The 26,041-nt window shown below is 65.9% G+C and carries 26 protein-coding genes; 11 read left to right on the top strand and 15 right to left on the bottom strand.

Features of this window, described 5'->3' with window-relative positions; translation table 11 throughout:
• Positions 1–209: 209 nt before the first annotated feature.
• The 8 genes from BZF59_RS02755 to rpmI all read right to left on the bottom strand — a co-directional run bounded on the left by BZF59_RS02755 (position 210) and on the right by rpmI (position 8,715).
• Complete coding sequence (locus tag BZF59_RS02755; RefSeq protein ID WP_086606700.1) at positions 210–1,730, bottom strand: peptide chain release factor 3; 1,521 nt, start codon at positions 1,728–1,730, stop codon at positions 210–212.
• The gene (locus BZF59_RS02760; protein ID WP_086606701.1) at positions 1,727–2,479 is read right to left on the bottom strand and encodes an SDR family NAD(P)-dependent oxidoreductase; all 753 of its coding nucleotides are present in this window, start codon (positions 2,477–2,479) and stop codon (positions 1,727–1,729) included. The genes BZF59_RS02755 and BZF59_RS02760 overlap by 4 nt, the downstream gene beginning before the upstream one ends.
• Positions 2,476–4,863, bottom strand: a complete 2,388-nt coding sequence (gene pheT / locus BZF59_RS02765) for a phenylalanine--tRNA ligase subunit beta (RefSeq protein WP_086606702.1) — start codon at positions 4,861–4,863, stop codon at positions 2,476–2,478. Before pheT ends, BZF59_RS02760 begins: the two co-directional genes overlap by 4 nt.
• On the bottom strand, positions 4,860–5,960 hold the full coding sequence (gene pheS / locus BZF59_RS02770) for a phenylalanine--tRNA ligase subunit alpha (RefSeq protein WP_086606703.1): 1,101 nt from the start codon (positions 5,958–5,960) through the stop codon (positions 4,860–4,862). The genes pheT and pheS overlap by 4 nt, the downstream gene beginning before the upstream one ends.
• Before the next feature lie 93 nt (positions 5,961–6,053).
• The gene (locus BZF59_RS02775; RefSeq protein WP_245805984.1) at positions 6,054–6,911 is read right to left on the bottom strand and encodes a helix-turn-helix domain-containing protein; all 858 of its coding nucleotides are present in this window, start codon (positions 6,909–6,911) and stop codon (positions 6,054–6,056) included.
• Positions 6,912–7,055: 144 nt separating this feature from the next.
• Positions 7,056–7,970 carry a helix-turn-helix domain-containing protein gene (locus tag BZF59_RS02780; protein ID WP_245805985.1) on the bottom strand — a complete coding sequence of 305 codons (915 nt, stop codon included), beginning with the start codon at positions 7,968–7,970 and terminating at the stop codon, positions 7,056–7,058.
• Between the two features lie 131 nt (positions 7,971–8,101).
• A complete protein-coding gene (rplT, locus tag BZF59_RS02785) occupies positions 8,102–8,461 on the bottom strand; it encodes a 50S ribosomal protein L20 (protein ID WP_066531814.1) in 360 nt (119 codons plus the stop codon).
• A gap of 50 nt (positions 8,462–8,511) precedes the next feature.
• Positions 8,512–8,715 (bottom strand): 50S ribosomal protein L35, encoded by a 204-nt coding sequence (gene rpmI, locus BZF59_RS02790; protein ID WP_086606759.1) that lies wholly within the window; start codon positions 8,713–8,715, stop codon positions 8,512–8,514.
• A gap of 381 nt (positions 8,716–9,096) precedes the next feature.
• On the opposite strand from rpmI, the gene BZF59_RS02795 reads away from it, so the two are divergent.
• Positions 9,097–9,561 (top strand): hypothetical protein, encoded by a 465-nt coding sequence (locus BZF59_RS02795; RefSeq protein ID WP_086606705.1) that lies wholly within the window; start codon positions 9,097–9,099, stop codon positions 9,559–9,561.
• Positions 9,558–10,880 carry a S1 family peptidase gene (locus tag BZF59_RS02800; RefSeq protein ID WP_143738073.1) on the top strand — a complete coding sequence of 441 codons (1,323 nt, stop codon included), beginning with the start codon at positions 9,558–9,560 and terminating at the stop codon, positions 10,878–10,880. The genes BZF59_RS02795 and BZF59_RS02800 overlap by 4 nt, the downstream gene beginning before the upstream one ends.
• A gap of 480 nt (positions 10,881–11,360) precedes the next feature.
• Here the strand turns inward: BZF59_RS02800 and BZF59_RS02805 are convergent, their stop codons facing one another.
• Positions 11,361–11,969, bottom strand: a complete 609-nt coding sequence (locus BZF59_RS02805; protein WP_086606707.1) for an HNH endonuclease — start codon at positions 11,967–11,969, stop codon at positions 11,361–11,363.
• 141 nt (positions 11,970–12,110) lie between these two features.
• On the opposite strand from BZF59_RS02805, the gene gluQRS reads away from it, so the two are divergent.
• From gluQRS to BZF59_RS02830, 5 genes are all read left to right on the top strand, one after another.
• Positions 12,111–12,941, top strand: coding sequence for a tRNA glutamyl-Q(34) synthetase GluQRS (gluQRS, locus tag BZF59_RS02810; RefSeq protein WP_086606760.1), 831 nt, complete (start codon positions 12,111–12,113; stop codon positions 12,939–12,941).
• A gap of 24 nt (positions 12,942–12,965) precedes the next feature.
• On the top strand, positions 12,966–13,196 hold the full coding sequence (locus tag BZF59_RS02815) for an HIG1 domain-containing protein (protein WP_086606708.1): 231 nt from the start codon (positions 12,966–12,968) through the stop codon (positions 13,194–13,196).
• A 12-nt stretch (positions 13,197–13,208) separates the two neighbouring features.
• The gene (locus BZF59_RS02820) at positions 13,209–13,784 is read left to right on the top strand and encodes a cob(I)yrinic acid a,c-diamide adenosyltransferase (protein ID WP_086606709.1); all 576 of its coding nucleotides are present in this window, start codon (positions 13,209–13,211) and stop codon (positions 13,782–13,784) included.
• A gap of 90 nt (positions 13,785–13,874) precedes the next feature.
• Complete coding sequence (locus tag BZF59_RS02825) at positions 13,875–14,744, top strand: 3-hydroxyacyl-CoA dehydrogenase NAD-binding domain-containing protein (RefSeq protein WP_086606761.1); 870 nt, start codon at positions 13,875–13,877, stop codon at positions 14,742–14,744.
• A gap of 83 nt (positions 14,745–14,827) precedes the next feature.
• Entirely contained in the window at positions 14,828–15,211 is a 384-nt protein-coding gene (locus tag BZF59_RS02830) for a hypothetical protein (RefSeq protein ID WP_086606710.1), read from the top strand.
• Between the two features lie 9 nt (positions 15,212–15,220).
• Here the strand turns inward: BZF59_RS02830 and BZF59_RS02835 are convergent, their stop codons facing one another.
• Entirely contained in the window at positions 15,221–15,634 is a 414-nt protein-coding gene (locus BZF59_RS02835; RefSeq protein ID WP_086606711.1) for a hypothetical protein, read from the bottom strand.
• Positions 15,635–15,702: 68 nt separating this feature from the next.
• Positions 15,703–18,393, bottom strand: coding sequence for a DNA mismatch repair protein MutS (gene mutS / locus BZF59_RS02840; RefSeq protein WP_245805986.1), 2,691 nt, complete (start codon positions 18,391–18,393; stop codon positions 15,703–15,705).
• A 148-nt stretch (positions 18,394–18,541) separates the two neighbouring features.
• Here mutS and BZF59_RS02845 point away from each other — a divergent pair, with 148 nt between their 5' ends.
• Positions 18,542–20,815 (top strand): NADP-dependent malic enzyme, encoded by a 2,274-nt coding sequence (locus BZF59_RS02845; protein ID WP_086606712.1) that lies wholly within the window; start codon positions 18,542–18,544, stop codon positions 20,813–20,815.
• 6 nt (positions 20,816–20,821) lie between these two features.
• Here BZF59_RS02845 and BZF59_RS02850 read toward each other — a convergent pair whose 3' ends face one another.
• On the bottom strand, positions 20,822–21,298 hold the full coding sequence (locus BZF59_RS02850) for an Lrp/AsnC family transcriptional regulator (RefSeq protein WP_158094261.1): 477 nt from the start codon (positions 21,296–21,298) through the stop codon (positions 20,822–20,824).
• A gap of 84 nt (positions 21,299–21,382) precedes the next feature.
• Here BZF59_RS02850 and BZF59_RS02855 point away from each other — a divergent pair, with 84 nt between their 5' ends.
• Both BZF59_RS02855 and BZF59_RS02860 read left to right on the top strand, forming a co-directional pair.
• A complete protein-coding gene (locus BZF59_RS02855; RefSeq protein ID WP_086606714.1) occupies positions 21,383–22,669 on the top strand; it encodes a toxin-antitoxin system YwqK family antitoxin in 1,287 nt (428 codons plus the stop codon).
• A gap of 49 nt (positions 22,670–22,718) precedes the next feature.
• Positions 22,719–23,120, top strand: a complete 402-nt coding sequence (locus tag BZF59_RS02860; protein ID WP_143738074.1) for a hypothetical protein — start codon at positions 22,719–22,721, stop codon at positions 23,118–23,120.
• Here the strand turns inward: BZF59_RS02860 and BZF59_RS02865 are convergent.
• Positions 23,109–23,393, bottom strand: a complete 285-nt coding sequence (locus BZF59_RS02865; protein ID WP_086606716.1) for a hypothetical protein — start codon at positions 23,391–23,393, stop codon at positions 23,109–23,111. The genes BZF59_RS02860 and BZF59_RS02865 overlap by 12 nt on opposite strands.
• The gene (gene trmB / locus BZF59_RS02870) at positions 23,390–24,094 is read right to left on the bottom strand and encodes a tRNA (guanine(46)-N(7))-methyltransferase TrmB (protein WP_086606717.1); all 705 of its coding nucleotides are present in this window, start codon (positions 24,092–24,094) and stop codon (positions 23,390–23,392) included. The genes BZF59_RS02865 and trmB overlap by 4 nt, the downstream gene beginning before the upstream one ends.
• A gap of 82 nt (positions 24,095–24,176) precedes the next feature.
• Between trmB and BZF59_RS02875 the strand changes: the two genes are divergently transcribed.
• The gene (locus BZF59_RS02875; RefSeq protein ID WP_086606718.1) at positions 24,177–24,998 is read left to right on the top strand and encodes a helix-turn-helix domain-containing protein; all 822 of its coding nucleotides are present in this window, start codon (positions 24,177–24,179) and stop codon (positions 24,996–24,998) included.
• A 194-nt stretch (positions 24,999–25,192) separates the two neighbouring features.
• On the opposite strand, the gene ctrA is transcribed toward BZF59_RS02875, so the two are convergent.
• The gene (gene ctrA / locus BZF59_RS02880) at positions 25,193–25,888 is read right to left on the bottom strand and encodes a response regulator transcription factor CtrA (RefSeq protein ID WP_086606719.1); all 696 of its coding nucleotides are present in this window, start codon (positions 25,886–25,888) and stop codon (positions 25,193–25,195) included.
• Positions 25,889–26,041: the final 153 nt, after the last annotated feature.

The raw sequence follows: 26,041 nt of genomic DNA on the forward strand, positions 1-26,041 counted from the left end.
GCTTGAAGGTACGACTGCTCGATCTACTCTTCGTCGGATCGCTTCTGTTTTTGGCAAGAAATCAGCCACTTGAAAACTTGGTTGCCGTACTGTTAGCTGCGTTTTCGGCCCTAACGGCAGTGCGCATTTTCATCGACCAGAGTGCGAGAAATTTCTTCCTTCATCGTCTGGATTGGGAGGACAACAACTCCCGCTAGCAGTCGGCGCTATCATCGCTCCTTGGTCGCCGAGAAGGTCAGCTCGGGGTTCTTTTCGACCTGATAGCTGACGTCCCACGGGCTCTTGGCCATGAACACCATGTCGCCATCGCGGTCCTTGGCCACGTTCGCGCGGTTGAAGCTGGCGAAGTCATCGAGCGCCTTGGCATCGCCCTTGATCCAGCGCGCGGTGGCGAAGGGTGAGGGTTCGAGCACGGCTTCGACCTTGTATTCGGCCTCCAGCCGGCTGATCAGCACTTCCAGCTGGAGCTGGCCGACCACCCCGACGATGTGCGCCGAGCCGATCTCGGGGTAGAACACCTGAATGACGCCCTCTTCGGAAAGGTCATCGAGCGCCTTCCTCAATTGCTTGGTCTTGGTCGGATCGCGCAGCTGCACCCGGCGCAGGATTTCCGGCGCGAAGTTGGGCAGGCCCGTGAAGCGCACCTGATTGCGCTCGCTCAGCGTATCGCCCACCCGCAAGGTGCCGTGGTTCGGGATGCCGATGATGTCGCCAGCTTCCGCCGTGTCCGCCAACTCGCGGTCCTGCGCGAAGAACAGGATCGGCGAATGCACCGCGATCGGTTTGCCGAGGCCCGACGGCGTCAGCTTCATGCCGCGTTTGAAAGTGCCCGAAACCTGCCGCATGAAGGCGATGCGGTCGCGGTGATTGGGGTCCATGTTGGCCTGCACCTTGAAGATGAAGCCGGTGACCTCGTCGCGGGTCGGCGGGATCTGCTCCTCGCCTGCGGGTTGTGGACGCGGCGGGGGCGCAAAGCGCGCGATGGCGTCGATCAGCTCGGTCACGCCGAAATTCTTCAGCGCCGATCCGAAATAGACCGGCGTCAGATCGCCGTGGCGGAAGGCCTCGAGGTCGAATTCGGGATACCCGCCACGCGCCAGCTCGATCTCGTCGGCGAAGCGCTGGGGGATTTCCGCGGTGTCGCGGGTGCCGAGGAATTCGCGGCTCGGGCCTTCGGGGCGGCTGACGGTCTCGGTCGCGAAATCGAGCAGGCCTTCGAACTCACCGCCCATGCCAATTGGCCACATCTGCGGGGAGACATCGAGCGCCAGCATGTCGGCGACCTCGTCCAGCGTCTCGAACGGATCGCGGCCCTCGCGGTCGACCTTGTTGACGAAGGTGATGATCGGCACGGAGCGAAGGCGGCACACCTCGAAAAGCTTGCGGGTCTGCGGCTCGATGCCCTTGGCCGCGTCGATCACCATGACGGCGCTGTCGACGGCGGTAAGCGTTCGGTAGGTGTCCTCCGAGAAATCCTCGTGTCCCGGCGTGTCGAGCAGGTTGAAGACGATCCCGTCCTTCTGGAAGGTCATCACGCTCGACGTGACCGAAATGCCGCGCTGCTGCTCGATCTTCATCCAGTCCGACCGCGCCCGCCGCGCCTGCCCCCGCGCCTTGACCTCGCCCGCAAGGTGGATCGCCCCGCCCTGCAGCAGCAGCTTTTCGGTGAGCGTGGTCTTCCCCGCGTCAGGGTGCGAGATGATCGCGAAGGTGCGGCGGTTGGAGGTCACTGTGTGTCGCGTGCGACGCGGAAGCCCGCGAAGTCCTGGTTGACCGGCATCAGTTCGATCCGGTTGATGTTGAGATGCGGCGGCAGGCTGGCGATCCAGCCGATGGTGTCGGCGATGTCCTCGCCGGTCATCGGGTTCACGCCGCGATAGAGATCGTCCGAGGCCTGCTGGCTGCCGGTGCGCACCACAGTGAACTCGGTCTCGACCATCCCCGGCTCGATGCTGGTCACACGCACGCCGGTGCCGTGGAGGTCCGCGCGCAGGGCGAGCGTGAAGTGGTTCGCGAAGGCCTTGGACCCGGCATAGACGTTGCCACCCGGATAGACGTAGCTCCCCGCGACCGAGCCGATGGCGATGATCGCGCCCTTGCGTTCGATTAGCCCCGGCAAGAGCTTGCGGGTCAGCACCACCATCGCGGTGATGTTGGTGTCGATCATCGTCTGCCAATCGTCGAGATTGGCGTTCTGCGCCGCCGAAAGCCCCTGCGCGAGGCCCGCGTTGTTCACCAGCAGATCGATGTCGCGGAAGCCCTCGGGGAGGCTCGCCAGAGCAGCATCAAGCGCGTCGGTGTCGCGGACGTCGAAGCACAAGGGCAGCACCTTGTCCGCGCCCAACTCCGCGACCAGCGCGTCGAGCCGCTCCTGCCGCCGCCCGGTGGCGACGCAGCGCCAGCCGTCCTTGACGAGGCGGCGCACCGTGGCGAGGCCGATTCCGGCGGTCGCGCCGGTGACGAAAGCAGTCTTGGTCATCCGCGCAGGCTCCCACCCAGCTTGGCCGCAGCGGCCACCACCTTCTCGGCGATGGCCTTCAGCTCGGCATCCTTGAAACTCGACTCACCCGGCTGGAGCGTGACTTCGATCGCGATGGACTTGTGGCCCTCGGGCACGCCTTGCCCTGCGAAGACGTCGAACACACGCACGCCGGTTATGCTTGCCTTGTCCGCGCCCTGCAACGCGCGCGCGAGATCACCCGCCGCGAGGGCAGAGGGGACGAGGAAAGCAAAGTCGCGGGTCACGGCCTGCAGCGCGGGCGGGGTGAAGCCGGCGCGCGCGAAGGCGGCGTTCTTCTTCGGCGGGATCGCGTCGAGGAACAGCTCCACCGCCGCGATCGGCCCGTCGGCATCGAACGCCTTGAGCGTCGCCGGATGCACCATCCCGAAGCGCGCCAGCACGGTCTTGGGGCCGAGCCTGAGGGTGGCGGACTGGCCGGGGTGGAACTGCGCACCTGCTTCCCCCATCACCATCAGGTTCGCCACCGGAGCGCCCGCCGCTTCGAGCAGCTGGAGCGCCAGCGCCTTGGCGTCATAGGCGTCGAAACCTTGCGCCTTGCCACTCTGCCATCCGCGCGGCGTTTTCTCGCCCGCCAGCACGATGCCGAGCGTCGGCTTTTCGTCGCTGAGGCCGTCTTGGCCACGGAAATAGCGCCGCCCGATCTCGAACAGGCGTGACGCCGCCGCGCCGCGATCGGCATTGCGCTTGGCCGCCATCAGCAGCCCCGGCAGCAACGAGGGGCGCATCGCCTTCATGTCCTCGCTGATCGGATTGGCGAGCACCCACAGCGGCTGGTCGCTGGCGAAGTGCTCCGCCGCCCACGTCGGGAGGAAGGACCACGTCACCGCCTCGTTGAGCCCGCTCGCAGCCGCCGCGCGGCGCAGACCGCGCTCGAGCTTCTGCTGCGGCGTGGCGGTGGGGCGGGCGACGCCTTCCACGCGGGGGAGCGCGACGCTGGCAACCATGTCGAGGCCGTGGATGCGCACGACTTCCTCGACCAGATCGGCGGGGCCTTCGATATCGTGGCGGCGCAGCGGACAGGTGACCTGCCAGTCGGCGGATACCGTGAATCCGAGGCTTTCGAGGATGCGCTTCTGCTCGTCCTCGGGCACCTCGACACCGCCAAGGCGCGCGGTCAGGCCGGGGTCGAAGGCGATCACCTTGGCGTCGGACGGCGGCGAACCGGCGCGCACGACCTCGCTCGCCGTGCCGCCCGCCAGTTCGACGATAAGGCCGGTCAGCAGATCGAGGCCCTGATCGAGAAATTCGGGATCGACCCCACGCTCGAAACGGGTGCGCGCGTCGGAGGACAGCCCCAGCTTGCGCCCCGTCGCGCCGATGCGGGCGGGATCGAAGTATGCGATTTCGAGCAGCACATCGGTGGTGTCGTCCTGCACCCCCGAATGCTCGCCGCCCATGATCCCGGCGATGTCATGCACCTGCACGTCATCCGCGATCACGACCATTCCGCTGTCCAGCGTGTAAGTCTTCTCGTTGAGCGCCAGTACCTCTTCGCCGTCCTTGGCACGCCGCGCCACCACCGCGCCTTGCAGCTTGGCGAGATCATAGACGTGCGCCGGACGCCCGTAGCCGAGCATCAGGTAATTCGTCAGATCGACCAGCAGCGAAATGGGGCGTTGCCCTGCGCTCTTCAGCCGCTGTTGCAGCCAGTCGGGCGAGGGGCCGTTCTTAACGCCCTTGATCACGCGCCCGTAGAACGCCGGGCAACCCTCGGGATCGTCGGTGCGAATTTCGACTGGGCAGGCCCCCTCAGCCGCGAACGACGGCATCGCGACCGGCTTCATCGTCCCCAGCCCCTTGGCCGCAAGATCGCGGGCGATGCCGTAGACGCCCATGCAGTCGGGGCGATTGGGCGTCACCGCGACCTCGATCACCGGCGAGGCGCCGTGGTAGCTCGCGAAATCGCTGCCGACCGGCGCGTCCTCGGGCAATTCGATGATCCCGTCGTGATCCTCGCCCAGCTCCAGCTCGCGCACCGAGCACATCATGCCGTTCGATTCGACGCCGCGGATCGCGCTCTTCTTGAGCACCATGCCGTTGGCGGGCACCACCGCGCCGGGAAGCCCCAGCACGCCCTTCATTCCAGCGCGCGCATTGGGTGCGCCGCAGACGACCTGCAGCGGATCGCCCTCGCCTGTGTCGACGGTGAGCACCTGCAGCTTGTCGGCATCGGGATGGCGCGCGGCGGTCAGCACGTGAGCAACGCGGAACCCTGACAGCTTCTCGGCCGGGTCCTCGACGCCCTCGACCTCAAGCCCGATGGCGTTGAGCGCATCACAGATTTCGGCGACGGTGGCGGTGGTCTCGAGGTGGTCCTTGAGCCAGGTCAGCGAGAACTTCATGCGCGCGCTCCCACACCGGCGGAAAGTGTCGGCTGGTCGAAGGGCGAGAAGCCGTAATGCGCCAGCCAGCGCGGATCGCCGTCGAAGAAGGCGCGCAGGTCGTTCATCCCGTATTTGAGCATCGCGATGCGATCGATCCCGAGGCCGAAGGCGAAGCCCTGCCACTCGGCCGGATCGAGCCCTGCGAATTCCAGTACCCGCGCGTTGACCATCCCGCTGCCGCCCAGCTCCATCCACGCATGGCCCGGCGCATCGCCGCGCCCGCCGACGACGCGGCGGCCGCCTTCGGTGGAATAGCCCACGTCGACCTCAACGCTCGGTTCGGTGAAGGGGAAGTAGCTCGGGCGCAGGCGCAGGGTGATATCCTCACGCTCGAAGAAGGCCTTGAAGAAGGTCTCCAGCGTCCACTTGAGGTGGCCCAGGTGGATGTCGCGGTCGATCACCAGACCTTCGACCTGGTGGAACATCGGCGTGTGCGTGGCGTCGCTGTCGCTGCGATAGACGCGGCCCGGCGCGATGATGCGGATCGGCGCGCCCTGATCGAGCATGGCGCGGATCTGCACCGGCGAGGTGTGGGTGCGGAGCAGGATCTCGCGGCACTCTCCGGTCTTGTCCGGGAAGTAGAACGTGTCGTGCATCGCCCGCGCCGGGTGGGTCTCGTCCATGTTGAGCGCGGTGAAGTTGTGCCAGTCGTCTTCGATCTCCGGCCCGGTGGCGACCGCGAAGCCGAGGTCGGCGAAGATTTCCGCCAGCTCGTCCATCACCTGACTGACCGGATGCACCGACCCCTTGGGCGCGACCTGCGCGGGCAGGGTCAGGTCGATCCTCTCGCGCGCCAGCTGTTGTTCGAGCGCGGCGGCTTCCAGCGCAGCCTTCTTCGTCTCCAGCGCCTCGGCGATGCTCGCGCGGGCGGACTGGATCGCGGGGGCGGCGGCGGTGCGCTCCTCGGGGCTCATCCCGCCCAGCGTCTTGAGCGCGAGGCTCACCCAGCCCTTTTTGCCGAGCGTGTCGAGCCGCTGCGTCTCAAGCGCGTCGAGGCTGTCGGCCGCAGCAATCGCGGCCAGCGCGGCCTCGGTCTGGGATGTGATGTCGGTCATGGTCTCGGGCGATCTCTCGCAAAGGGAAAGGGGCCGCCGCCCGCTAGCGGCAATTCACGCGATTTGCAAAGCGGCAGTCGGCGATCGGGCCGCTCAGGATGCGTGGGCCGCAGCCGGCGCATGGAGCCCCTGCACCGCCTCGCCCGCTACCGCCTTGCGTGCCTGCGCCGCCGCCGCCAGCAGTGGCTTGTCCGCGCGCGCATAGGCCGAGGGGCTCATCCCCATGAACCGCCGGAAGTCCCGCACGAAGTGTGGCTGGTCGTGATAGTGGCTGTCGAGCGCCCCGAGCCATGTCAGCGAGGGATCGAGCATGAAGCGCGCGAGGCTCCGCAGAAACCGCTGGCGGCGCAGCAGCAGCTTGGGCGGAAAGCCGAAGACGCGGGCCGACAGCCGCTCGACCGAGCGCGTGGTGACGCCCATTCGCGCGGCGATATCGGCCACGGTGACCACCTCGGGATCGAGCAGCGCAGCGTTGAAGGTGGCGATGGCCTCTTCCTGCGCGGGACACGGCGGCAGCGCGGCGGCGAAGACCTGCTCGAGATGCGTTTCGATCAGGGCCAGCTCCTCGGCAAAATCGCCGCTGCCTGCCGCCAGCGCGCGCGCCAGCGGGACGAAGGCGGCGAACAGCGGGTCGGCCGCGCCATCGACGAAGCGGTCGGCATAGTCGCTCGCGGGGGCGGCAAACAGCCGTGCCCAGCCCATAGGCAGCAGCCCGATCCCCCAGCTGTGCCCCGACCCCATCCGGAACCGCATCGCCCGGCTGGTGGGGCCGGTGACGGTGAAATCCGGGCACGCGCGCGGCTCTCCCGGCCCGATTGCCGATTGCGCCCGCCCGGCGCTCAGGAAGCGCAGATTGACCCATTCGGGATGAAGCGCATCCGCCAGCCACGGCGTGCGCGCCGGACAGACCACATCGGTGCGGTAAAAGGTGGTGATGTAAGGGCGCAGCATCGGCGCCGGCAAGGCAAACCGCAGCTGCACCGCATGGCCCGACATTGCATGCATCGTGACAAACCCCCGACACCGCTCTTACACCGTGGACAGGCCGGAGCAACCGGCAAGCGCGTGCCTAGGGGATCACGCGCGGTGCCGCGATTACCGCGGCGGCGCGGGGGGATCGAGGGTCTGCGCGGCGCTGCCCCACACCCGCGCGCGGGCCTCCATGAAGGAGGTCAGGATCGGGTGGTCGAGCGCGGCATATTCGCTGGGGTTCATGGTCATGAACTCGCGGAACTCGCGGGTGAACTGCGCCTGATCGTGGTAGAGGGCGTCCATCGCCTCGGTCCAGCGGCTGCCGCGCTGGAGCATGTAGGTGCTGAGCGAGCGCATGAAGCGCTGGCGGCGCATCAGCAGCTTGGGCGCAAAGCCGAAATAGCGCATGCACAGCCGTTCCAGCGTGCGGATGCTCATCGCGCAGGCATCGGCGAGATCGTGCACCGCGGCATGCTCGCCCTCGACCAGCTCGGCATGGACGCGGCGGATGCGGGCATCGTCACGCGTCGGGCGCATCCGCTGGCGCATCGCGGCGACGATCGCGGCGAACTGTTCCTCGCGGTCGATCTCGGGGTTGCACAGGGTCTCGGTCAGCCCCGCGAAGTGGCGGAAGACGGGGTGCGACGCGCCGTCGGTGATCATGTTGGTGCAGGCGCTGGCATCGGCATCGAAAAACCGCGCCCAGCCAAGCGGCAGGAACCCCACGCCCCACATCTGCACCGAAGGCATGGTGAAGCGGCACGGCAGCGCGCTCGCCCCGGTGGCGACGAAGGGCGCATCGGCGATCCGCGTGTCCCCGATCTCGGCCGCAGGCGCGCCGCCGCAGAAAAACCGGATATTGGCCCACTCGGGCTGGAGATAGTCGACCAGCGGGCCTGCGCCCGGATCAATCGTCAGCGTCATGTGATAGAAGGTGGTGAAGCACCCCTCGAACTCCGCGGGCGGTTCGCGGAATTCGGCGATCAGCCGGTAGGCCGATGGCGGCACTGTGCCGTTGGTGTGCGCCCTATCCCCCATGGCGTCAAATAGCCGGAGATGACGCGGTTATACAAGGGCGGTGACGGTTTCATACAAGCCGGACAGCAAAAGGGCGGGTGCCCGAAGACACCCGCCCCTTGCGTATCAGTGGCTTGTGAGCCCGCGGCGGCTTACGCCGGCAATGCGGCCTTCGCCTGAGCGATCACGGCCTTGAAGGCGCCGCCTTCGTTCATCGCGAGATCGGCCATCGCCTTGCGGTCGAGCTCGATCCCGGCCAGCTTGATGCCGTGCATGAACTGCGAATAGGTCAGGCCTTCCATGCGAACCGCAGCGTTGATGCGCTGGATCCAGAGAGCACGGAAGGTCCGCTTCTTCACCTTGCGGTCGCGGTAGGCATATTGCCCGGCCTTTTCGACCGCCTGACGGGCGATGCGGATGGTGTTCTTGCGGCGACCACGATAGCCCTTGGCCTGGTCCAGAATCCGCTTGTGCTTGGCGCGGGTGGTAACACCCCTTTTGACGCGTGCCATATCAGTATATCCTTATCTTGAGGATGCGCAGGGCCGAAGCCCGTCTCGCATCAATCGAGCCCGTAGGGCGCCCACTTCTTGATCGTCGGCGTATCATGCGCCGACAGGACGGAAGTGCCGCGGTTCTGGCGGATATACTTCGCATTGTGGCTGATCAGACGGTGACGCTTGCCAGCGACGCCGTGCTTGACCTTGCCAGTGGCGGTGAGCTTGAAGCGCTTCTTCACGCCGCTCTTGGTCTTCAGCTTGGGCATTTTCATCTCCTGAGTGAGACACGTCGGAACCGGCCATGGCAGCCCTTGTCGCCAGGCTGGCTGATTGATTCGTGTCAGTGAAGTGCGCGCGCTTAGGCGGGCGGGCTGCGAAAGGCAAGGGGTTGGGTGCGCGGCGAGCGATCCACGCGGTGCCGTGGAGCTTTCGGGAAGCCGGGCCTGGATAGCGATGGGCCGCTTGTGGGGTGGAAACCGGCAGCGGCACCTTTCCGTCTTGCCCTTCGCCGAGCAGCACGATTGCCTGTTCATACATACTGGTTGCCGGGACCCCGGGTTTAAACTGATAACCCATTGGAACTTCCACGACTTGCACCGCTTAAGCTGATCAGAACAGATTGTGTTCTGCTGTCGTGGAGTACACTCATGAAGAATGTCGTTCTGCTTGCATGCACAGCCTTCATGCTCGTTGCCTGCAATGAAACCCGCTCTCCGCCCGATCCGCGACCTTCGGATGATTCTTCGGCAAGCGACAGGATGGAGACCGCCGGCAGTTTGAATTCGTCAGCAAAAGCGGATGTCTTCATCGCACGCTATCAAAGCGATCCCGGCATGCCCGAGGCATTGCTGACGGGTTCGCTTGAAATCTCGGACGGCTGTCTGGTCTTCAACGCCGGCGGCGTGCCCTCGCTTGCGCTGCTTCCCCCAGCGGCGCGTATGGATGCCGAGGCCAACGAGATCGTCATCGGCACCGAGCGAGTCCCGCTTGGACGAGAGATGCAGTGGGGCGGCGGCAACGTGCCTGCGGACAGCCCCATGCTCGCAAAACTGGTGTCTACACCGCCTCCTCAATGTCCCAAGGACGCCACAATAGTCGGAGAAGTCCAATGAAGCGCATTGTCTCTGTTTCATCCTGTCTCGCATTGACTGTGGGGCTAGCCCTCCCGGCTTCTACCGCTCTGGCGCAGGATTTACCGGCACCGCCACCCGATGCCCGCGGTGTCGATCAGCCTGCACCGGTCGCCTCAGCGACGAACCCCGCCGTCGACTATTTGCAGAAGCGATTTGGGATCAGCCAGGCCGATGCGATCGAGCGGTTGGAGGTTCAGCACCTTGTCACCAGCCAGCTCGGCGGCGATCCGGGTAAGCCTTACGACGATGTCTGGCTAGAACACGAGCCGCAGTTCAAGGTGATCGTCACTTTCACCGACAAGTCCGATCGCACGGTGTTCGTGCAGTCGCTCGATCCCAAGCTGCGCAAATATGTGCAAACCCGCGTCGTGTCGAAAACTCGCAAGGAAAACGAGCAGGCACTTGAGCTGGTTGCCGGGGTCCTGAACAATGCGGGGCTCAAATTCGACGCGGGGTTTTATCCGCGGACGCAGAAGGTGATCGTGACAGTCGCGTCCAATCAGGACGCCCAACGCGCCAGAGGCCTCATCCCGAATGATTTGAACGGGCTGATTCAGGTCAGGGTTGGCCCATTGGTGATGAACGAACAGTCGACGGCACCGGTTGGCGCACAGACCGGCGATTTTGCCCAAGGCGGAATGACCATTCACCATTCATTCCCTGACCGCGAGGAAGGCCAGCCATGGTGCACAGTCGGTTTCGGTGTGACCTACGACAACGGCAAGCAGGGCATCGTGACCGCCGGCCACTGTGGCCCGCCGCTGCATCTTTACATCGTTGACCACTACATAAGGCTCGGCGATCCTGTCGTGCCGCTGAGCCAGAGCTTCAACGGCATATACGACTACGCGATCTATTCGGTCGGCAGTGCATCGGTGCGCAACCTCGTCGAATACAAGGACTACAACGCCATCCCGCAATTCCCGGATCGAGGCACGTTCCGGGTGACCAACTGGATCAGCGGCGGTTCGGCCCGCGTGGGATATGCAACCTGCAAGTCGGGTTTCACGACCGGGATAACCTGCGGTGAGGTGCTCAGCACATTTGTCGGTTCGGGCACAAATTACGGCTACGTCGAGGTCGGGAACTCGATTCAGGAACGCCTGAGCAAGCCGGGTGATAGCGGAGGGCCTTGGTTCTACTACATAAACGGATCAACGGATGTGTACGCCATGGGCATTCACAGCCGCGGCATCCCGCGTGGAACGACCTGTTCGAAGGAGGCCTGCCGGGCATACTACATGCCGATCGATCGCATCTGGGCGCACAACACGTCGGTCCGGCCGAAAACGAATTGATCCTCACATTCTCTCAGTGTCGCCCGGGGTCTTGCTGCGCAGGCTCCGGGCGACGTCAGAATGGCGTTCAGACCTCGGAAACCACCGGGAGTCCGCGCGGTCTGCGCAATAACCGCCCAGGGGTTCGACAATCGGCGCCACCACCGTTGCTGACCCCGCCCACACGGTGTCGGCTTCAAAACATTCCTGATCGCGCGCGAATTGACCAAGGTGGGGTCGCTTCCCAAACGGCAGCCCCTGCCAGACCCCGCGCGATTGCCGACATTTCCTACACGGCGGTAGGACATTACGATCTGGCACGGCTCTTTTTCATCGTTGTGCCCGGCCTGCGAGGCCGTTGAATCCTCAAGGTGCGAATCAAGCCCGGGCTCCCCTGTCCGTCCGCTTCACGGAATGCGGCTTTAGTCAATGAAACCATTGATGAAAAAGCACACTTCCAAAGCGGACACGGTGTCCGCTTTGTAACGCTTAAGGCGCGTTCTAGGCCTCCAGCTCGACGTCCCAGTACAGCCAGTCGCGCCAGGTTTCGTGGAGGTAGCCGGGCGGGAACTGCTTGCCGGCCTGCTGCAATTGCCACGAGGTCGGGCGGATCGGGGCCTGGTGGAGGCTCATGCCCGCCTGTTTGGGGGTGCGCCCGCCCTTCCTCATGTTGCAGGGCGCGCAGGCGGTGATGATGTTCTCCCACGTCGTGCGCCCGCCCAGCCGGCGCGGGGTGACGTGGTCGAAGGTCAGGTGATCGTGGCTGCCGCAATACTGGCACTGGAAGCGATCGCGCAGGAACACGTTGAAGCGGGTGAAGGCGGGAAACTCGCTCTGCTTCACATATTGCCTGAGCGCGATGACGCTCGGGATCTTCATGTCGAGGCTGGGCGAGTGCACCTCGCGCTCGTAGCTCGCAACGATGTCCACCCGGTCGAGAAACACCGCCTTGATCGCGGTCTGCCACGGCCACAGGCTGAGCGGGTAATAGGACAGCGGCGTGTAATCGGCGTTGAGCACCAGCGCCGGACAGGCCGAGAGATTGCGGGTCGGATCTTCCTCGATCCCGCGGAACTTGGCCGCTTTCTCGATCAGTTCGGCATTGAACACGGGTGCGTTCCTCCCTGATTGGCTGCATCCTGACGTGACAGGAGAAAGAGTCAAACCCATTACAGGGCGCATATCCACAGGGACACGATGTGGAGAGCCTGTGGATAGCGCGAGGATATGTCCTGTGGCATGGGCGAGGCGATGAATGGCGTCCCACCTCCCGTGACCCGTTTTGCACCCAGCCCCAACGGGCGGCTGCATCTGGGGCACGCGCTCTCGGCGATCGTCGCGCATGATCTGGCGCGCGCCAGCGGCGGTCGGTTTCTGCTCAGGATCGAGGATATCGACGGCCCCCGCTCGCGCGCCGAACTGGCCGAGGAATTCCGCCGCGATCTGGCGTGGTTGGGGCTGACATGGGAAGAGGTGCCCGCGCAATCGACCCGCCTCTCCAGCTATGCCGCCGCTGCCGAGGCGCTGCGGGCGCGGGGCCTTATCTACCCCTGCACCTGCACCCGCAAAGAGATCGAGGACGCGGGCGCGCGCCCCGGCCTCGAGGGCCTGATCTACCCCGGCACCTGCAAGCACCGCGCCCCCGATCCCGCGCGCCCCGCGGCATGGCGGCTGGATGCGGCCAAGGCGCTGGCGGAGACTGGCCCGCTCACATGGGAAGATGCGCTGGCGGGGCCGCAACAGGTCGACCTCTCCGGACTCGGCGATGTGGTGCTGGTGCGCAAGGATCTGCCCGCTTCCTACCACCTCGCCGTAACGCTCGACGATGCCGCCGACGGCGTGACGCTGGTGACGCGCGGCGCCGATCTGTGCGCCGCCAGCCACGTCCACCGCACCCTGCAAGCGCTGCTCGGCTTGCCGGTGCCACGCTGGCATCACCACCCGCTGCTGATGGGCGCGGACGGCGAAAAGCTCGCCAAACGCCGCAGATCGCCCGCTCTGGCAGAGCGGCGCGAAGCGGGTGAGGACGGGCAGATGCTTGCCGCACAACTCAGGGTGCAACATTTGGCACTTGGAACCTGAAGCCCGCGCGTCCATTTAGGAGACATGAACTATGTCCTCGTACCCGTTCTGCTCGTCCTCATGGGGCTGGTGGCCTTTTCGCTGATCAAGGGGATCATTGCGTTCCTCAAGACCACCAAGATCGACCTTGAGACAGGCGAGAGCGAAACCGCGACCGACATGCAGCTCGCCCAGAACAAGGCGATGTTCGCGCGCATCAAGTATCAGGCGCTGGCGATCGTCGTGGTGGCGATCATCATGGCGGCCTCGCGCTAGAGCCCTTTCACGATGGTCAGGCTGAACCGCATCTACACCCGCACCGGGGATGACGGGACGACGGGTCTCGTCGACGGCTCGCGCTGTCCCAAGCATTCGGCGCGGATCGCCGCGATGGGGCTGGTGGACGAGGCGAATTCGGCGATCGGCCTGGCGATCTGTGCCTTGCCCGGCGAGACCGAGCGTGCGCTTCTGACCCGCGTCCAGAACGACCTGTTCGATCTCGGCGCTGACCTTGCGACCCCGGCGGCGGACGGCGACTTTGCCCCGTCGGAAATGGTGCTGCGGATCGTCCCCAGCCAAGCCGAATGGATCGAACAGCAGATCGATGCGCTCAACGAGCGGCTCGAACCGCTCACCAGCTTCGTGCTGCCCGGCGGGAGCGAGGCGGCGGCACGCGTCCATGTCGCCCGCGCGACCACCCGCGCGGCCGAACGCGCGATGGTGGCGCTCGCCGCGCAGGACGCGGTCAACCCCGCGGCACTCGCCTACATCAACCGGCTGTCCGACCTGCTCTTCGTGCTCGCCCGCGTGGCGAACGACGATGGCCGTGCGGATGTGACGTGGGTTCCCGGTAAGAACAGGTAGCGCGCTAATCGCTAGCCAGCCGTGCGCTTCCTCGCTAGGGCGGCGTCTTTGCTGCACTTGCGAAGGACACGCCTCCCCATGACCAGCCCCATGCGCAACATCGCCGTCATTGGCGCCGGTCAGATGGGCACCGGCATTGCCCAGACCGTCGCCGCCCATGGCATGAGTGTCATGATCGCCGATATCGACCTCGCCCGTGCCGAAGCCGGGAAAGCCAATGTCGAGAAGGCGCTCGCGAAGCTGATGGGCCGCGGCAAGATCGAGGCGGACGAGGCCGAAAAGCTGCTCGCCCGCATCACGCCGGTCGCCGATTACGCCCCTTTTGCCGACGCCGACCTCATCATCGAAGCCGCGACCGAGCGCGAAGAGATCAAGAACGCGATCTTCGAGAACGCGGGCAAGGTGCTGAACGCGGACGCGATCATGGCGTCGAATACCTCCTCGATCCCGATCACGCGGATGGCGAACCACTCGCCCGATCCCAAGCGCTTCATCGGCCTGCACTTCTTCAACCCGGTGCCGGTGATGGGCCTGATCGAGGTCATCCCCGGCCTCGCCACCGCGCAGGCCACCACCGACGCCGTGACCGCCTTTGCGCGGGGCCTCGGCAAGGAAGTGGTGCTGAGCCAGGACGAGCCCGGCTTCGTGGTCAATCGCATCCTGCTGCCCATGATCAACGAGGCCGTCTTTGTGCTCGGCCAGTCGACCGCGGGGATCGAGGATATCGACAAGGGCTGCCGCCTCGGCCTCAATCACCCGATGGGGCCGCTGCAACTCGCGGATTTCGTCGGGCTCGACACCTGTCTCGACATCATCAAGGTGCTCTACAAAACCACCCGCGACAGCAAGTATCGCCCCGCGCCGCTGCTGGTAAAGTATGTCGAGGCCGGGTGGCTGGGCCGCAAGACCGGGCGCGGGTTCTACGATTACACGGGCGAGGCGCCGGTCCCGACCCGTTGACGGTCGCGCGGGACGGGCATTCCGGCGCAGCTTCGGCAACATTTCCTGCTGTGGGCACTTGAGCCTGCAGAAGGAGAATTCCCATGAGCCATTCCGACACCACCGTGCCCGGCCATCCCGAAGGCCTGCCGCCCGAAGCGCGCAATGCCGAACAGGAAATGCGCGGCAAGCAGGCGCAGGATGTCGCCGCCGATGCGCAGCGCGAGGAAAGCCACACCTCCGGCCCGACCGAGAGCATCAAGCCCGAAGGCAGCGGCATGGAGGTCGCCCCGGCGAGCAAGGGCGATCTGATCGACGAGATGCGCCGCATGGAACGCAGCGGGCAGATCGACATGTCCGCCTATGCCGGCGAGCCCAATCACGACGATGAAGCCAACGCCTATGGCCGCGACACCACCGACAATGATGACGACGAGGAAATGGTTGCGGACGGCGAGGAACTGGTCGAGCGCAAGCCCGCCATCTGATCTTTCGGACTAGTTCGGCTCAATCGTCATCTGGCGATCGGTGATCACCGGTTCGGCGGGCTGGTCGTCGCCGATCTGCGCGCCGGGCGCCAGCGGGGCGGTCATGAGATCGTGCCCCGGCGGCGGCGGGCCCTTTTGCACCACGGTCTTGAGCTGGCGCCCGGTGGCTTCGTCATCGGGGTTGAAATCGCCGAACACTTTGGGTTCGGGCGCTTCGGCCTTCGGCTCGTCGCCGCCGCTGTTGCGCTCGGCAAATTCCGCCGCATCGCTGACGATGCTGGCACGCTGCGCTTCGAGATTGTCGACGGCGCGAATCAGCAAGCCGTTATCCTCCGACGTGCCGACCATCGAGACGGCACTGAACAGGATCATCGCGGCGAAGGCGAGCGCGGCCTTGCTGTTCTGGAAAACGGCCTTGTACATGACCGTGAGAATAGCCGCAGCACGGTTAACTCTTGGTTGAAGCCGCGCGCGATTCTGCAGCCCGCTTGTCAGGGCAGCGCGCGCTTCCAGTCATAGAGCAGATCGAGCGCCTCGCGCGGGGTCAGCGCATCAAGATCGGCGTTGCGCAGCGCCTCGGCAAGCTGCTGCTCGGGCGAGGCGGGCGCAGGCTCGGCCGCCAGCGCGGCGAAGAGCGGCAGATCGCCTAGTCCTGCCGCAATCCCCCCGGTCGCCGCGCGGGTCGCCTCAAGCTTCTCGAGCACTGTTTTCGCACGCGCCACCACCGGTGCGGGCACCCCGGCCAGCCGCGCGACGGCGAGACCGTAGGAGCGATCCGCCGGACCATCGGCAAGCTCGTGCAGCAGCACCAGATCGCCCTGCCATTCGCGCGCGCGGACGTGGTGGAGGCTCAGCGCCTCACAGGTCTCGGCGAGGCGGGCAAGTTCATGATAATGCGTGGCAAACAGGCAGCGGCAGGCGATCTGCGAGTGCACCGCTTCGGCCACCGCCCAGGCGAGCGCGAGGCCATCGTAAGTGGACGTGCCGCGCCCGACTTCATCAAGGATCACGAAGCTGCGGTTCGTGGCCTGCGCCAGAATCGCAGCGGTTTCGACCATCTCGACCATGAAGGTCGAGCGCCCCCGCGCCAGATTGTCCGCCGCGCCCACCCGGCTGAACAAGCGGTCGACGAGGCCGATCCGCGCTGCGCTGGCGGGAACGAAGCACCCGGCCTGCGCCAGCAGCACGATGAGCGCGTTCTGCCTGAGGAAGGTCGATTTGCCGCCCATGTTCGGCCCGCCGATCAGCCACAAGCGGTTGTCCTGCGCGAGGCTGCAGTCGTTGGCCACGAACCGCTCGCCGGTCTTCGCCAGCGCGGCTTCGACGACCGGATGGCGTCCGGCGGTGATGGCGAGGCCCGCATCCTCGGCAATGGCGGGGCGGCACCAGTCGCCCTCCGCCGCGCGCTCGGCATTGCCCGCGCCGACATCAAGCCGGGCGAGCGCGGCGGCGGTCGCGGCGATGGCTTCGCGGGCTTCGACCACGGCGGCGACCAACTCCTCGAAATGCGCTTCCTCCGCCGCTAGCGCATGGCCCCCGGCCTCGGCGATGCGGGCGGCTTCCTCGTGCAGTTTCAGCGAGTTGAACCGCACCGCGCCGGCCATGGTCTGGCGGTGGGTGAAGCCGCTTTCCGGGGCCATCAGCGCATCGGCATGGCGCGCCGGCACTTCGATGAAATAGCCCAACACGCCGTTGTGACGGATCTTGAGCGAGGCGATCCCCGTTTCCTCGCGGTAGCGCGCCTCCATCGCCGCAATCGCGCGGCGCGCATCGCCCGAGGTGGCGCGCAGCTCGTCAAGCGCCGCGTCATAGCCATCGGCGATAAAGCCGCCGCCGCTGCGTTCCGTGGGCGGCGAGGGCACCAGCGCGCGCGCCAGCCAGTCGGTCAGCGCGCCGTGGCCGGTGAGGCGAGCGATCACCTGATCGAGCAGCGCGGGCTTGTCTGGCGCGGCGGAGAGCCAGTGGTGGAGCCGCATCGCTTCGCTCAGACCATCGCGCAGCTGGCCGAGATCGCGCGGTGAGCCTCGGCCCGCCACCACCCGGCCGAGAGCACGGCCCAGATCGGGAATGGCGCGCAGAATGTCACGCAATTGCGCGCGCTCGATCGGGCGATCGCGCCAGAACTGCACCAGCGCCAGCCGCGCCTCGATGGCAGCGGCGTCCAGCAAGGGCGCGGAGAGATCCTCGGCCAGCAGCCGCGATCCCGCGCCGGTCACGCAGCGGTCGACCGCACCGATCAGGCTCCCGGCCCGCCCGCCCTGCGCCGATTCCAGAATTTCGAGGCTGCCGCGCGTCGCTGCATCCATCGCCATGGTCCCGCCGCTCTCGCGCACCACCGGGGGCAGCAGCAGCGGCAGGGTGCCGCGTCCGACATGGTCGAGATAGCTCACCAACCCGCCCGCCGCAGCCAGCATCGCGCGGGAAAACGCCCCGAAGGCATCGAGCGTCGCGACGCCATGCAGGGCCTTCAGCCGCTCGGCCCCTGCATCGCTGGCGAAGGTCGAGCGCGGGCGGTGGATGACCATGTCGCGAGTCCCCGCGAAGGCGGGGACCTCAGTGAATGTCTCGCCCTCCGGCCTGAGGTCCCCGCCTTCGCGGGGACTCGCTTCCGGTAGAATGATTTCGCTCGGAGAAATCCGCGCCAGCGCCGCGCCCAATTGGTCCGCCGCGCATTCCTCCAGCACCATCGCACCGGTGGAGACATCGATCGCGGCGATTCCCACCGTGCCGCGCAACTCCGCCAGCGCGACCAGCACATTGGCGCGGCGCGGTTCCAGCAGGGCTTCCTCGGTCAGCGTGCCCGCCGTCACCAGCCGCACGATCGCGCGCCCGACCAGCGCTTTCGACGACGGCGTGCCTTCGCGCTTGGCGCGCGCCTTGGCCTCGTCGGGCGTTTCGACCTGTTCGGCGATCGCCACCCGGCAGCCCGCCTTGATGAGGCGCGCAAGGTAGCTCTCCGCCGAATGCACGGGCACCCCGCACATCGGGATCGCCTGCCCGCCATGCTCGCCGCGCGTCGTCAGCGCGATGTCGAGGATCGCGGCGGCGCGTTTCGCATCCTCGAAGAACAGCTCGAAGAAATCGCCCATGCGGTAGAACAGCAGCGCATCGCCCGCCTCTTCCCGCAGCGCGAGATATTGCGCCATCATCGGAGTGGGTTTGGGATCGTCGCGCGCGGCCATGCGCATCGCCTAGCGCCTCGCGGGGCGATTCGGAAATCTCGACTGTTGCAGCTTTCCCCCGACCCCTTGCGATTTCCGGCCTATCGCATCGCGCCACGCGGCGCTAAGCGCCAAGCGACGTTACGGATTGCAAGAGGGATCAGGCACCATGGCCGACGAAAACGGCACGCAAAACAAGGGCGGCTTCACCGCGCGCGAGGCGCTGTTCTACCACGAGACGATCCGCCCCGGTAAGCTCGAGATCGTCGCCACCAAGCCGATGACCTCGCAGCGAGACCTTAGCCTTGCCTATTCGCCGGGCGTCGCCGTGCCGGTCGAAGCCATCGCCGCCGATCCCTCGCTCGCCGCGCGCTACACCGCCAAGGCGAACCTCGTTGCAGTGATCTCCAACGGCACCGCGATCCTCGGGCTGGGCAACTTGGGCGCGCTCGCCTCCAAGCCGGTGATGGAAGGCAAGGCGGTGCTGTTCAAGCGCTTCGCCGACGTCGATTCGATCGATATCGAGCTCGACACCGAAGATCCCGAGGCCTTCATCAACGCCGTCGCGCTGATGGAGCCGACCTTCGGCGGCATCAACCTTGAGGATATCAAGGCCCCCGAATGCTTCATCATCGAAGCCGCCTTGCGTGAGCGGATGAAGATCCCGGTGATGCATGACGACCAGCACGGCACCGCGATCATCACCGCCGCGGGCCTGCTCAACGCCTGCCACCTCACCGGGCGCGACATCCGCGACGTCAAGGTGGTGGTCAACGGCGCGGGCGCGGCCGCGATTGCCTGCACCGCGCTGATCAAGGCGATGGGCGTGCGGCACGACAATGTCATCCTGTGCGACCGTTCCGGCCCGATCACGCCGGGCCGCGAGGGGATGGACCAGTGGAAGAGCGCCCATGCGGTCGAAACCACCGCCACCAGTCTCGAAGAGGCGCTGGTGGGCGCGGACATCTTCCTCGGCCTGTCGGCGGCAGGCGCGCTGAAGCCCGACTGGGTCCGGCGCATGGCCGACAAGCCGATCATTTTCGCGATGGCCAACCCCGTGCCCGAAATCATGCCCGACGAAGCCAAGGCCGTGCGCCCCGATGCGATCATCGCCACCGGGCGCAGCGACTTCCCCAATCAGGTCAACAACGTGCTGGGCTTCCCCTTCATCTTCCGCGGCGCGCTCGACGTGCAGGCGACCACGATCAACGAAGAGATGAAGGTCGCCGCCGCCCAGGCCATCGCCGAATTGGCCCGCCAGCAGGTGCCCGAGGAAGTGGCAAGCGCCTATGGCAAGAACCACAAGTTCGGCACCGACTACATCATCCCCGCCCCCTTCGACCCGCGCCTGATCGAGGTGGTGTCCTCTGCGGTGGCCAAGGCGGCGATGGATTCCGGCGTGGCGCGGGCGCGGATCGAGGATTTCGAGGCCTACCGGATGCAGCTGCGCAGCCGCCTCAACCCCACCACCTCGGTGCTCAGCGGCGTCTATGAAGTCGCCAAGTCGAACCCCAAGCGCATGGTGTTCGCCGAGGCGGAAGAGGAAGTGGTGCTGCGCGCCGCGATCCAGTACCGCGATTTCGGCTACGGCACGCCCATCCTCGTCGGACGCACCAAGGCCGTGCTCGACAAGCTGCACCAGCTTTCGGTCAGCGATCCCGGCAGCTTCGAGATCCAGAACTCGGCCGATAGCGAGCATGTGCCGGCGATGGTCGCCTATCTCTACAAGCGGCTCCAGCGGCGCGGCTTTACCGAGCGCGACGTGCGCCGAATGGTCAATCAGGAACGCAACGTCTTCGCCGCGCTGCTGGTCGCGCTTGGCCACGGGGACGGGATGATTACCGGGATGACCCGCACCTTTGCGCAGACCGTGCGCGAGGTGAATCTGGTGCTCGATCACAAGGAAGGCGCGCTGCCTTTCGGCATCCACATGATGATCGGCAAGAACCACACCACCTTCCTCGCCGACACCACGATCAACGAACGTCCCAACGCCGAAGAACTGGCTCACATCGCCAAGGAAACCGCAGCCGTGGCGCGGCGCATGGGGCACGAACCGCGCGTGGCGTTCCTCAGCTATTCGACCTTCGGCAATCCGTCGGGCCAGTGGCTCAACAATATCCGCGAGGCGGTGGCGATCCTCGACCGCGAGGATCCGGGCTTCGAATACGAGGGCGAAATGGCCCCTGACGCCGCGCTGAATCCCAAGGTGATGGCGCTCTACCCGTTCAGCCGCCTGTCGGGCCCGGCCAACGTGCTGATCATGCCAGGGCTGCAATCGGCCAACCTCTCGGCCAAGCTGCTGCGCGAACTGGGCAGCAACGCCACGATCGGCCCGATGCTGCTGGGCGTGGAGAAGCCGGTGCAGATCGTGCCGATGACCGCGACCGTGCCTGACGTGCTGACGCTGGCAGTGCTGGCGAGCGCGGGCGTGGTGGGGTGAGGCGGCTCAGTCGGCCAACGTGATCGCGGTCGAGAACTTGATCCGCGAATAGACGACGTGTGACGTGCAGCGGCGGATGGCTGGATCGGACAGGATATTGTCCTCCAGCCACGCTTCATATTGCCGCATGTCCATTACGCGCACGTGGAGGATCATGTCGGCCTCGCCCGTGACGCGGTAGCATTGCGCGACGGCATCGTCGTTCTGGAACCTGCGCTTGAGCACGTCATAGCGGCTCGAATGCTCCTCGTTCATCGTCACAATGACGATGATCTCGATCCCGCCGTGGTGATGGCTGAGCAAGGCGACCTCGCGCTCGATCACGCCATCCTCACGCAGCCGCCTGATGCGCCGGCGAACGCTCGATTCCGAACTTCCGACCCGCTGGGCGAGCTCTGCGACGGGCTGCGCGGCATCATGTTGCAACTCGGACAGAATCGCCCGGTCAAGCCTGTCGAGATGGGTTTGGCGTTTATCGGTCATGATTCCAGAGCATATGACCATTTCCGATCATGAACAGACCAATTTTGCGCACCATGATGGCTGGCGCTCTGCTATTTCAGAGGCATGAAGCCAACACACAGATGCGCCGCCCTCGCTATCGCCGCGCTTGTCATCGCCGCGCACGCCGGTGCGGGCGAGTACAACCCGGTGCTGACCCCCGTTCCGGGCGATCCCTCGGTCACCGCCGAGATCACGCAGCACGACAATGGCCGCATGGCCAAGCGCGCGTTCCGGAAGAACGGCAAGCTCGACGGGCTGTTTCAGGAGTGGGACGCGGACGGCAACCTCACCCTCGTGGCCGAATGGCGCGAGGACAAGGGCGAGGGGGTGTGGATGTATTTCCACCCCAACGGAATCGTGCGCGAGCGTTCCTATGTCACGCGCGATCTGTGGGACGGCCCGAGCGAGGGCTGGCACGCCAATGGCTTGAAATCCTTCGAGGGCGAATTCGATCTGGGCGTAAAGCGCGGGCCCTTCCGCTACTGGAATGAACAGGGGCAGGCCTTCGGACCCTCGGTCGATCTGGTCGCACAAGGTGCATCGCCGCGCATCATTCTCGCCGGCTTCTTTCCGCAGGGTTTCAACGCCTGGGACGTGACCTTCAGCATCGACCTCGAGACGATGTTCGTCGGCACCGGCGATGACGACGGCGAGAACCGCCGGATCATGATGCGCCAATGGCGCGGCAATGCATGGTCCGCGCTGGAGCCAGCCCCTTTCGCCGATCTCAGCGCTGCCGAGGGCACGCCGGTTTCCAGCCATGACGGCGAATATGTCTATTTCAGCAGCGATCGCCACAAGGCCGAGGAGCCGGGTAACACCACCCGCGATCTCTACCGCGTCTCGCGCCGCTCGGGCTGGAAGCAGGTGGAGCGGATCACCGCCACACCGGCTTACGGCGAAGTGTCTCTCACCACCGCCGCCAACGGCACCGGGGTCATGTGGACAGACCGCAGGCTTGATGGAGAGGCGCGCATCGGCCTCTACGAAGTGGCCGTGGGCAGCGACGCTGGCAGCTTCCGCATCCTGCGCAACCTCAACGACCTGCAAACCGGCGACAGCTCCGGCGAGGCCTACCCCGTTCTGGCGCCGGACGGGTCTTTCCTGCTGTTTTCGAACTATGATCTGGCAGGCGCCGACACGAAGGAGGACATGTACATCACCCTTCGCGAAGGCGATGGCTGGTCCGCGCCCCGCGCGCTCGGTGCGCCGCTTTCGACCCGGGGCAATGACAGCGCGGTACAGGTGATCGGCGGCAACACGGTGATTTTCGGCCAATCGGACGAGCAGGGGACGCGCTTCTACGCGATGCCGGTGACTTCGCTGCTGGAATTGGGGATGCAGCCCTGACCGCCGCCATGCCTTGTGGCCCGGCGCTGGCGATAGCGAGGGCTGCGGCGTGATCCGCCTCGCTGGCGCGGGACTTGCCTATTGGGCGCTGATCTTCGCGCTGGGGTTTGTGCTGGGCACCATCCGCGTGCTGTGGCTCGCGCCGCTGGTCGGGCTGGTGCCCGCGACCGTGATCGAGCTCCCGATCATGCTGACCGCCAGCTGGTTTGCATCCGACTGGCTGGCGCAGCGGTTTGGGATTGCGACCGGCGCTGAGGCGCTGGCGATGGGCGGCATCGCCTTTGCCTTGCTGATGACGGCGGAGTGCGCGCTGGCGGGGGTGCTGGCAGGACAGACCCCGCCCCAGTGGTTCGCAGACCTGCAAGAGCCACACGCGCTGCTGGGTCTTGCCGGGCAGGTGGCGTTTGCGCTGATGCCGTGGTTGCGGGTGCGCGGCAGGTCAGGCCGGTAAGGGCGACATCGCACCGCCGAGCAATCCAGCCGCAGTGAAGCCGAAGATCAGATAAAGCACCGCCCGTCCATAGGTACGCGAGGATATGGTGCCTAACGCCTGCGCATCACGCAGCGCGAATGCGCCCATGACCATGATCACCCAGCGCAAGGGCAGGATCGGCAGCACGTCGGTGAAATCGCCAGTCAGGTGCGGAAGCACAGCAATCACGATGTCGAACGGGATCGCGGCCAGCACAAACCAGCGCCAGTGCCGGACCATCGCAGCTTTCATCCCCGCCGCCGGAACCGGAAGTACCACACCTCGTGGCCGTAGACCGTCCGCGCCTTGTGTTCGTAGCGCGTCTCGGGCCAGCCGGAGGGGCGCACCTGCCAGTCTGACGGCTTCTCCACCACCCATTCGAACAGGTCGGTGTGGCGCTGCATCACCATCAGCGCGTGGCGCAGATAGACCGCGTGGTCGGTGCCGAAGCGGAACTCGCCGCCGGGCTTCATCTTCTCGGCAAACAGCCGCACCGGGCCGTCGTTCATCATCCGCCGCTTGGCGTGGCGGGCCTTGGGCCAAGGATCGGGGTGGAGCAGGTAGAGCATCGTCAGCGAGGCCGAGGGGATGCGCTGGAGCACCTCCAGCGCATCGCCATGATGCAGGCGGATATTGGCGAGGCGCTGGTCGGCCACATGGGTCAGCGCCTGCGCGACGCCGTTGACGAAGGGCTCGGCGCCGATGAAGCCGTGGTCGGGCAGCAGATCGGCGCGGTAGGCGAGATGCTCGCCCCCGCCGAAGCCGATCTCGAAATGCAGCGGGCGGGCATCGCCGAACAGGCCCTCGCTCGTCACCGGGCCTTCCGTGGGCACAGCGATCTGCGGCAGGAGATTGTCGACCAGCGATTGCTGATACTTGCGCAATTTCTTGCCGACCGACCGGCCATAGAGCCGCGCGATGGTGGTCGGATCGCCTTCCTTGAATGCCGTCATGGTGCGGGCGCTTGGCACGCAGCCCGGCGCGGCACAAGAAAATCGTGCTGGACGTTGGCGCGGCCTGTGGTGATCAGAGGCCATGTCCACCCTGCCGCCCCTTTCCCCTGCCGCGCTGTCCGACAAGGAGCGGGAGATCCTGCGCCTGCTGGCGGGCGGGCACACGGTGAAGTCGATCGCGGCGCAGCTCGGGCGGTCGGAAGCCTCGATCAACGAGCGGCTGCGCGAAGCGCGGCGCAAGACCGGGGTGGGCAGCAGCCGCGAGCTGGCGCGGCAATTGGCGGCACAAAAAATCTGGGACGACGAAATCGATCTGTCGCCGCTGGCCTCTTCGGCCGAGGATTCGTCCGTGCCCCGCAAATCGGGGTTCGTATGGACGAAAGGACGAATCGCCATGGCTTTCCTGCTTCCCGCCGCCGCTCTGGGCCTCGCGCTCGCTGCCGGCACCGCCACCCTGCCCGAGGCGGCCCAAACCGCGCAGACCGCGCAGACCGCGCAGGCAACCTCGCCGCTGGCCGGGCGCTGGTCGCTCGATGTCGCGCGGCTGCCCGAAGACGAACGGCCGGCTGCGGTGACGATCACTTTCACGCCGCAAGCCGACGGGCGGATGCACACGCTGGTCTGGATCGAGAACCGCGACGGCGGGATGATCAAGGCCGAATCGACCGCTGCACCCGATGGCGTGGCGGTGCCGGTGGGCGGGAACTTCGCCGAAATCGATTCGGTCGCGCTGCGTCAGCCTGCGCCCGATACGCTGGTGATGACGCTCGCCAAGGGCGGCGAGCGGGTGTCGACCCGGGTCTACACCGTCGCGAAGAACGGCCAGAGCATGACCGAGACGATCATCTGGGCCAACGGCGAAATGCCCGAGCCCAAGGCGCTGGTGTTCAACCGCATCGGCTGAAACGCGAACGCCGGGGGCCAGGTCCCCGGGCGTTCGACAAGGGCAAAGCTGGATCCCCGCCTGCGCGGGGATGACGTGGAGGGGAAGGCATCGGCCCGAAGGGCCGCAAGGCCGACCGGCCGCCCGCAGGTGCTCGATCCTGCAAGGATCGAAACGCACCGAGGACGAGGGCCCGGATGGGCCCTCGCAACCAGTTACGCCGCTTCGACCACCGTTTCGTCGTCGCGCAGCACGTAGCCGCGGCCCCAGACGGTCTCGATGTAGTTCTCGCCGCCGCAGGCCAGCGAGAGCTTCTTGCGCAGCTTGCAGATGAACACGTCGATGATCTTGAGTTCGGGCTCGTCCATCCCGCCGTACAGGTGGTTGAGGAACATTTCCTTGGTCAGCGTGGTGCCCTTGCGCAAGCTGAGCAGCTCGAGCATCGCATATTCCTTGCCGGTCAGGTGCACGCGGGCGCCATCGACTTCGACGGTCTTGGCGTCGAGGTTCACGGCGAGCTTGCCGGTGCGGATGACCGACTGCGAATGGCCCTTCGAACGGCGCACCACCGCATAGATGCGGGCGACCAGTTCTTCGCGGTGGAACGGCTTGGTGACGTAATCGTCAGCGCCGAAGCCGAAGGAGCGGATCTTGGAGTCCATCTCGGAGATGCCCGAAAGAATCAGCACCGGGGTCTGCACCTTGGCGACGCGCAGCTTCTTCAGCACATCATAGCCGTGCATGTCGGGCAGGTTCAGGTCGAGCAGGATGATGTCGTAATCATACAGCTTGCCGAGATCCAAACCCTCTTCGCCGAGATCGGTCGAATAGACGTTGAACCCTTCGGTCGTGAGCATCAGCTCGATCGCCTTGGCAGTGGTGGGTTCGTCTTCGATCAGCAGAACGCGCATTGCAGCCCCCGTAACTTTCGGTGTCTTCCCCGTGGTAACCTCGCCTTAGGAGAGGTTGCCGTCTGTTAACCACGCCACTTCTCACCAAAAAAGGTTAATAAGATGTTTAAGGCGTTAACGTTTTGAAGTGAGTCTTTCGAGTCACACCCCCGG

The organism is Erythrobacter donghaensis (assembly GCF_002155425.1).
In the GTDB taxonomy this organism is placed as follows: Bacteria; Pseudomonadota; Alphaproteobacteria; order Sphingomonadales; family Sphingomonadaceae; genus Erythrobacter; species Erythrobacter donghaensis.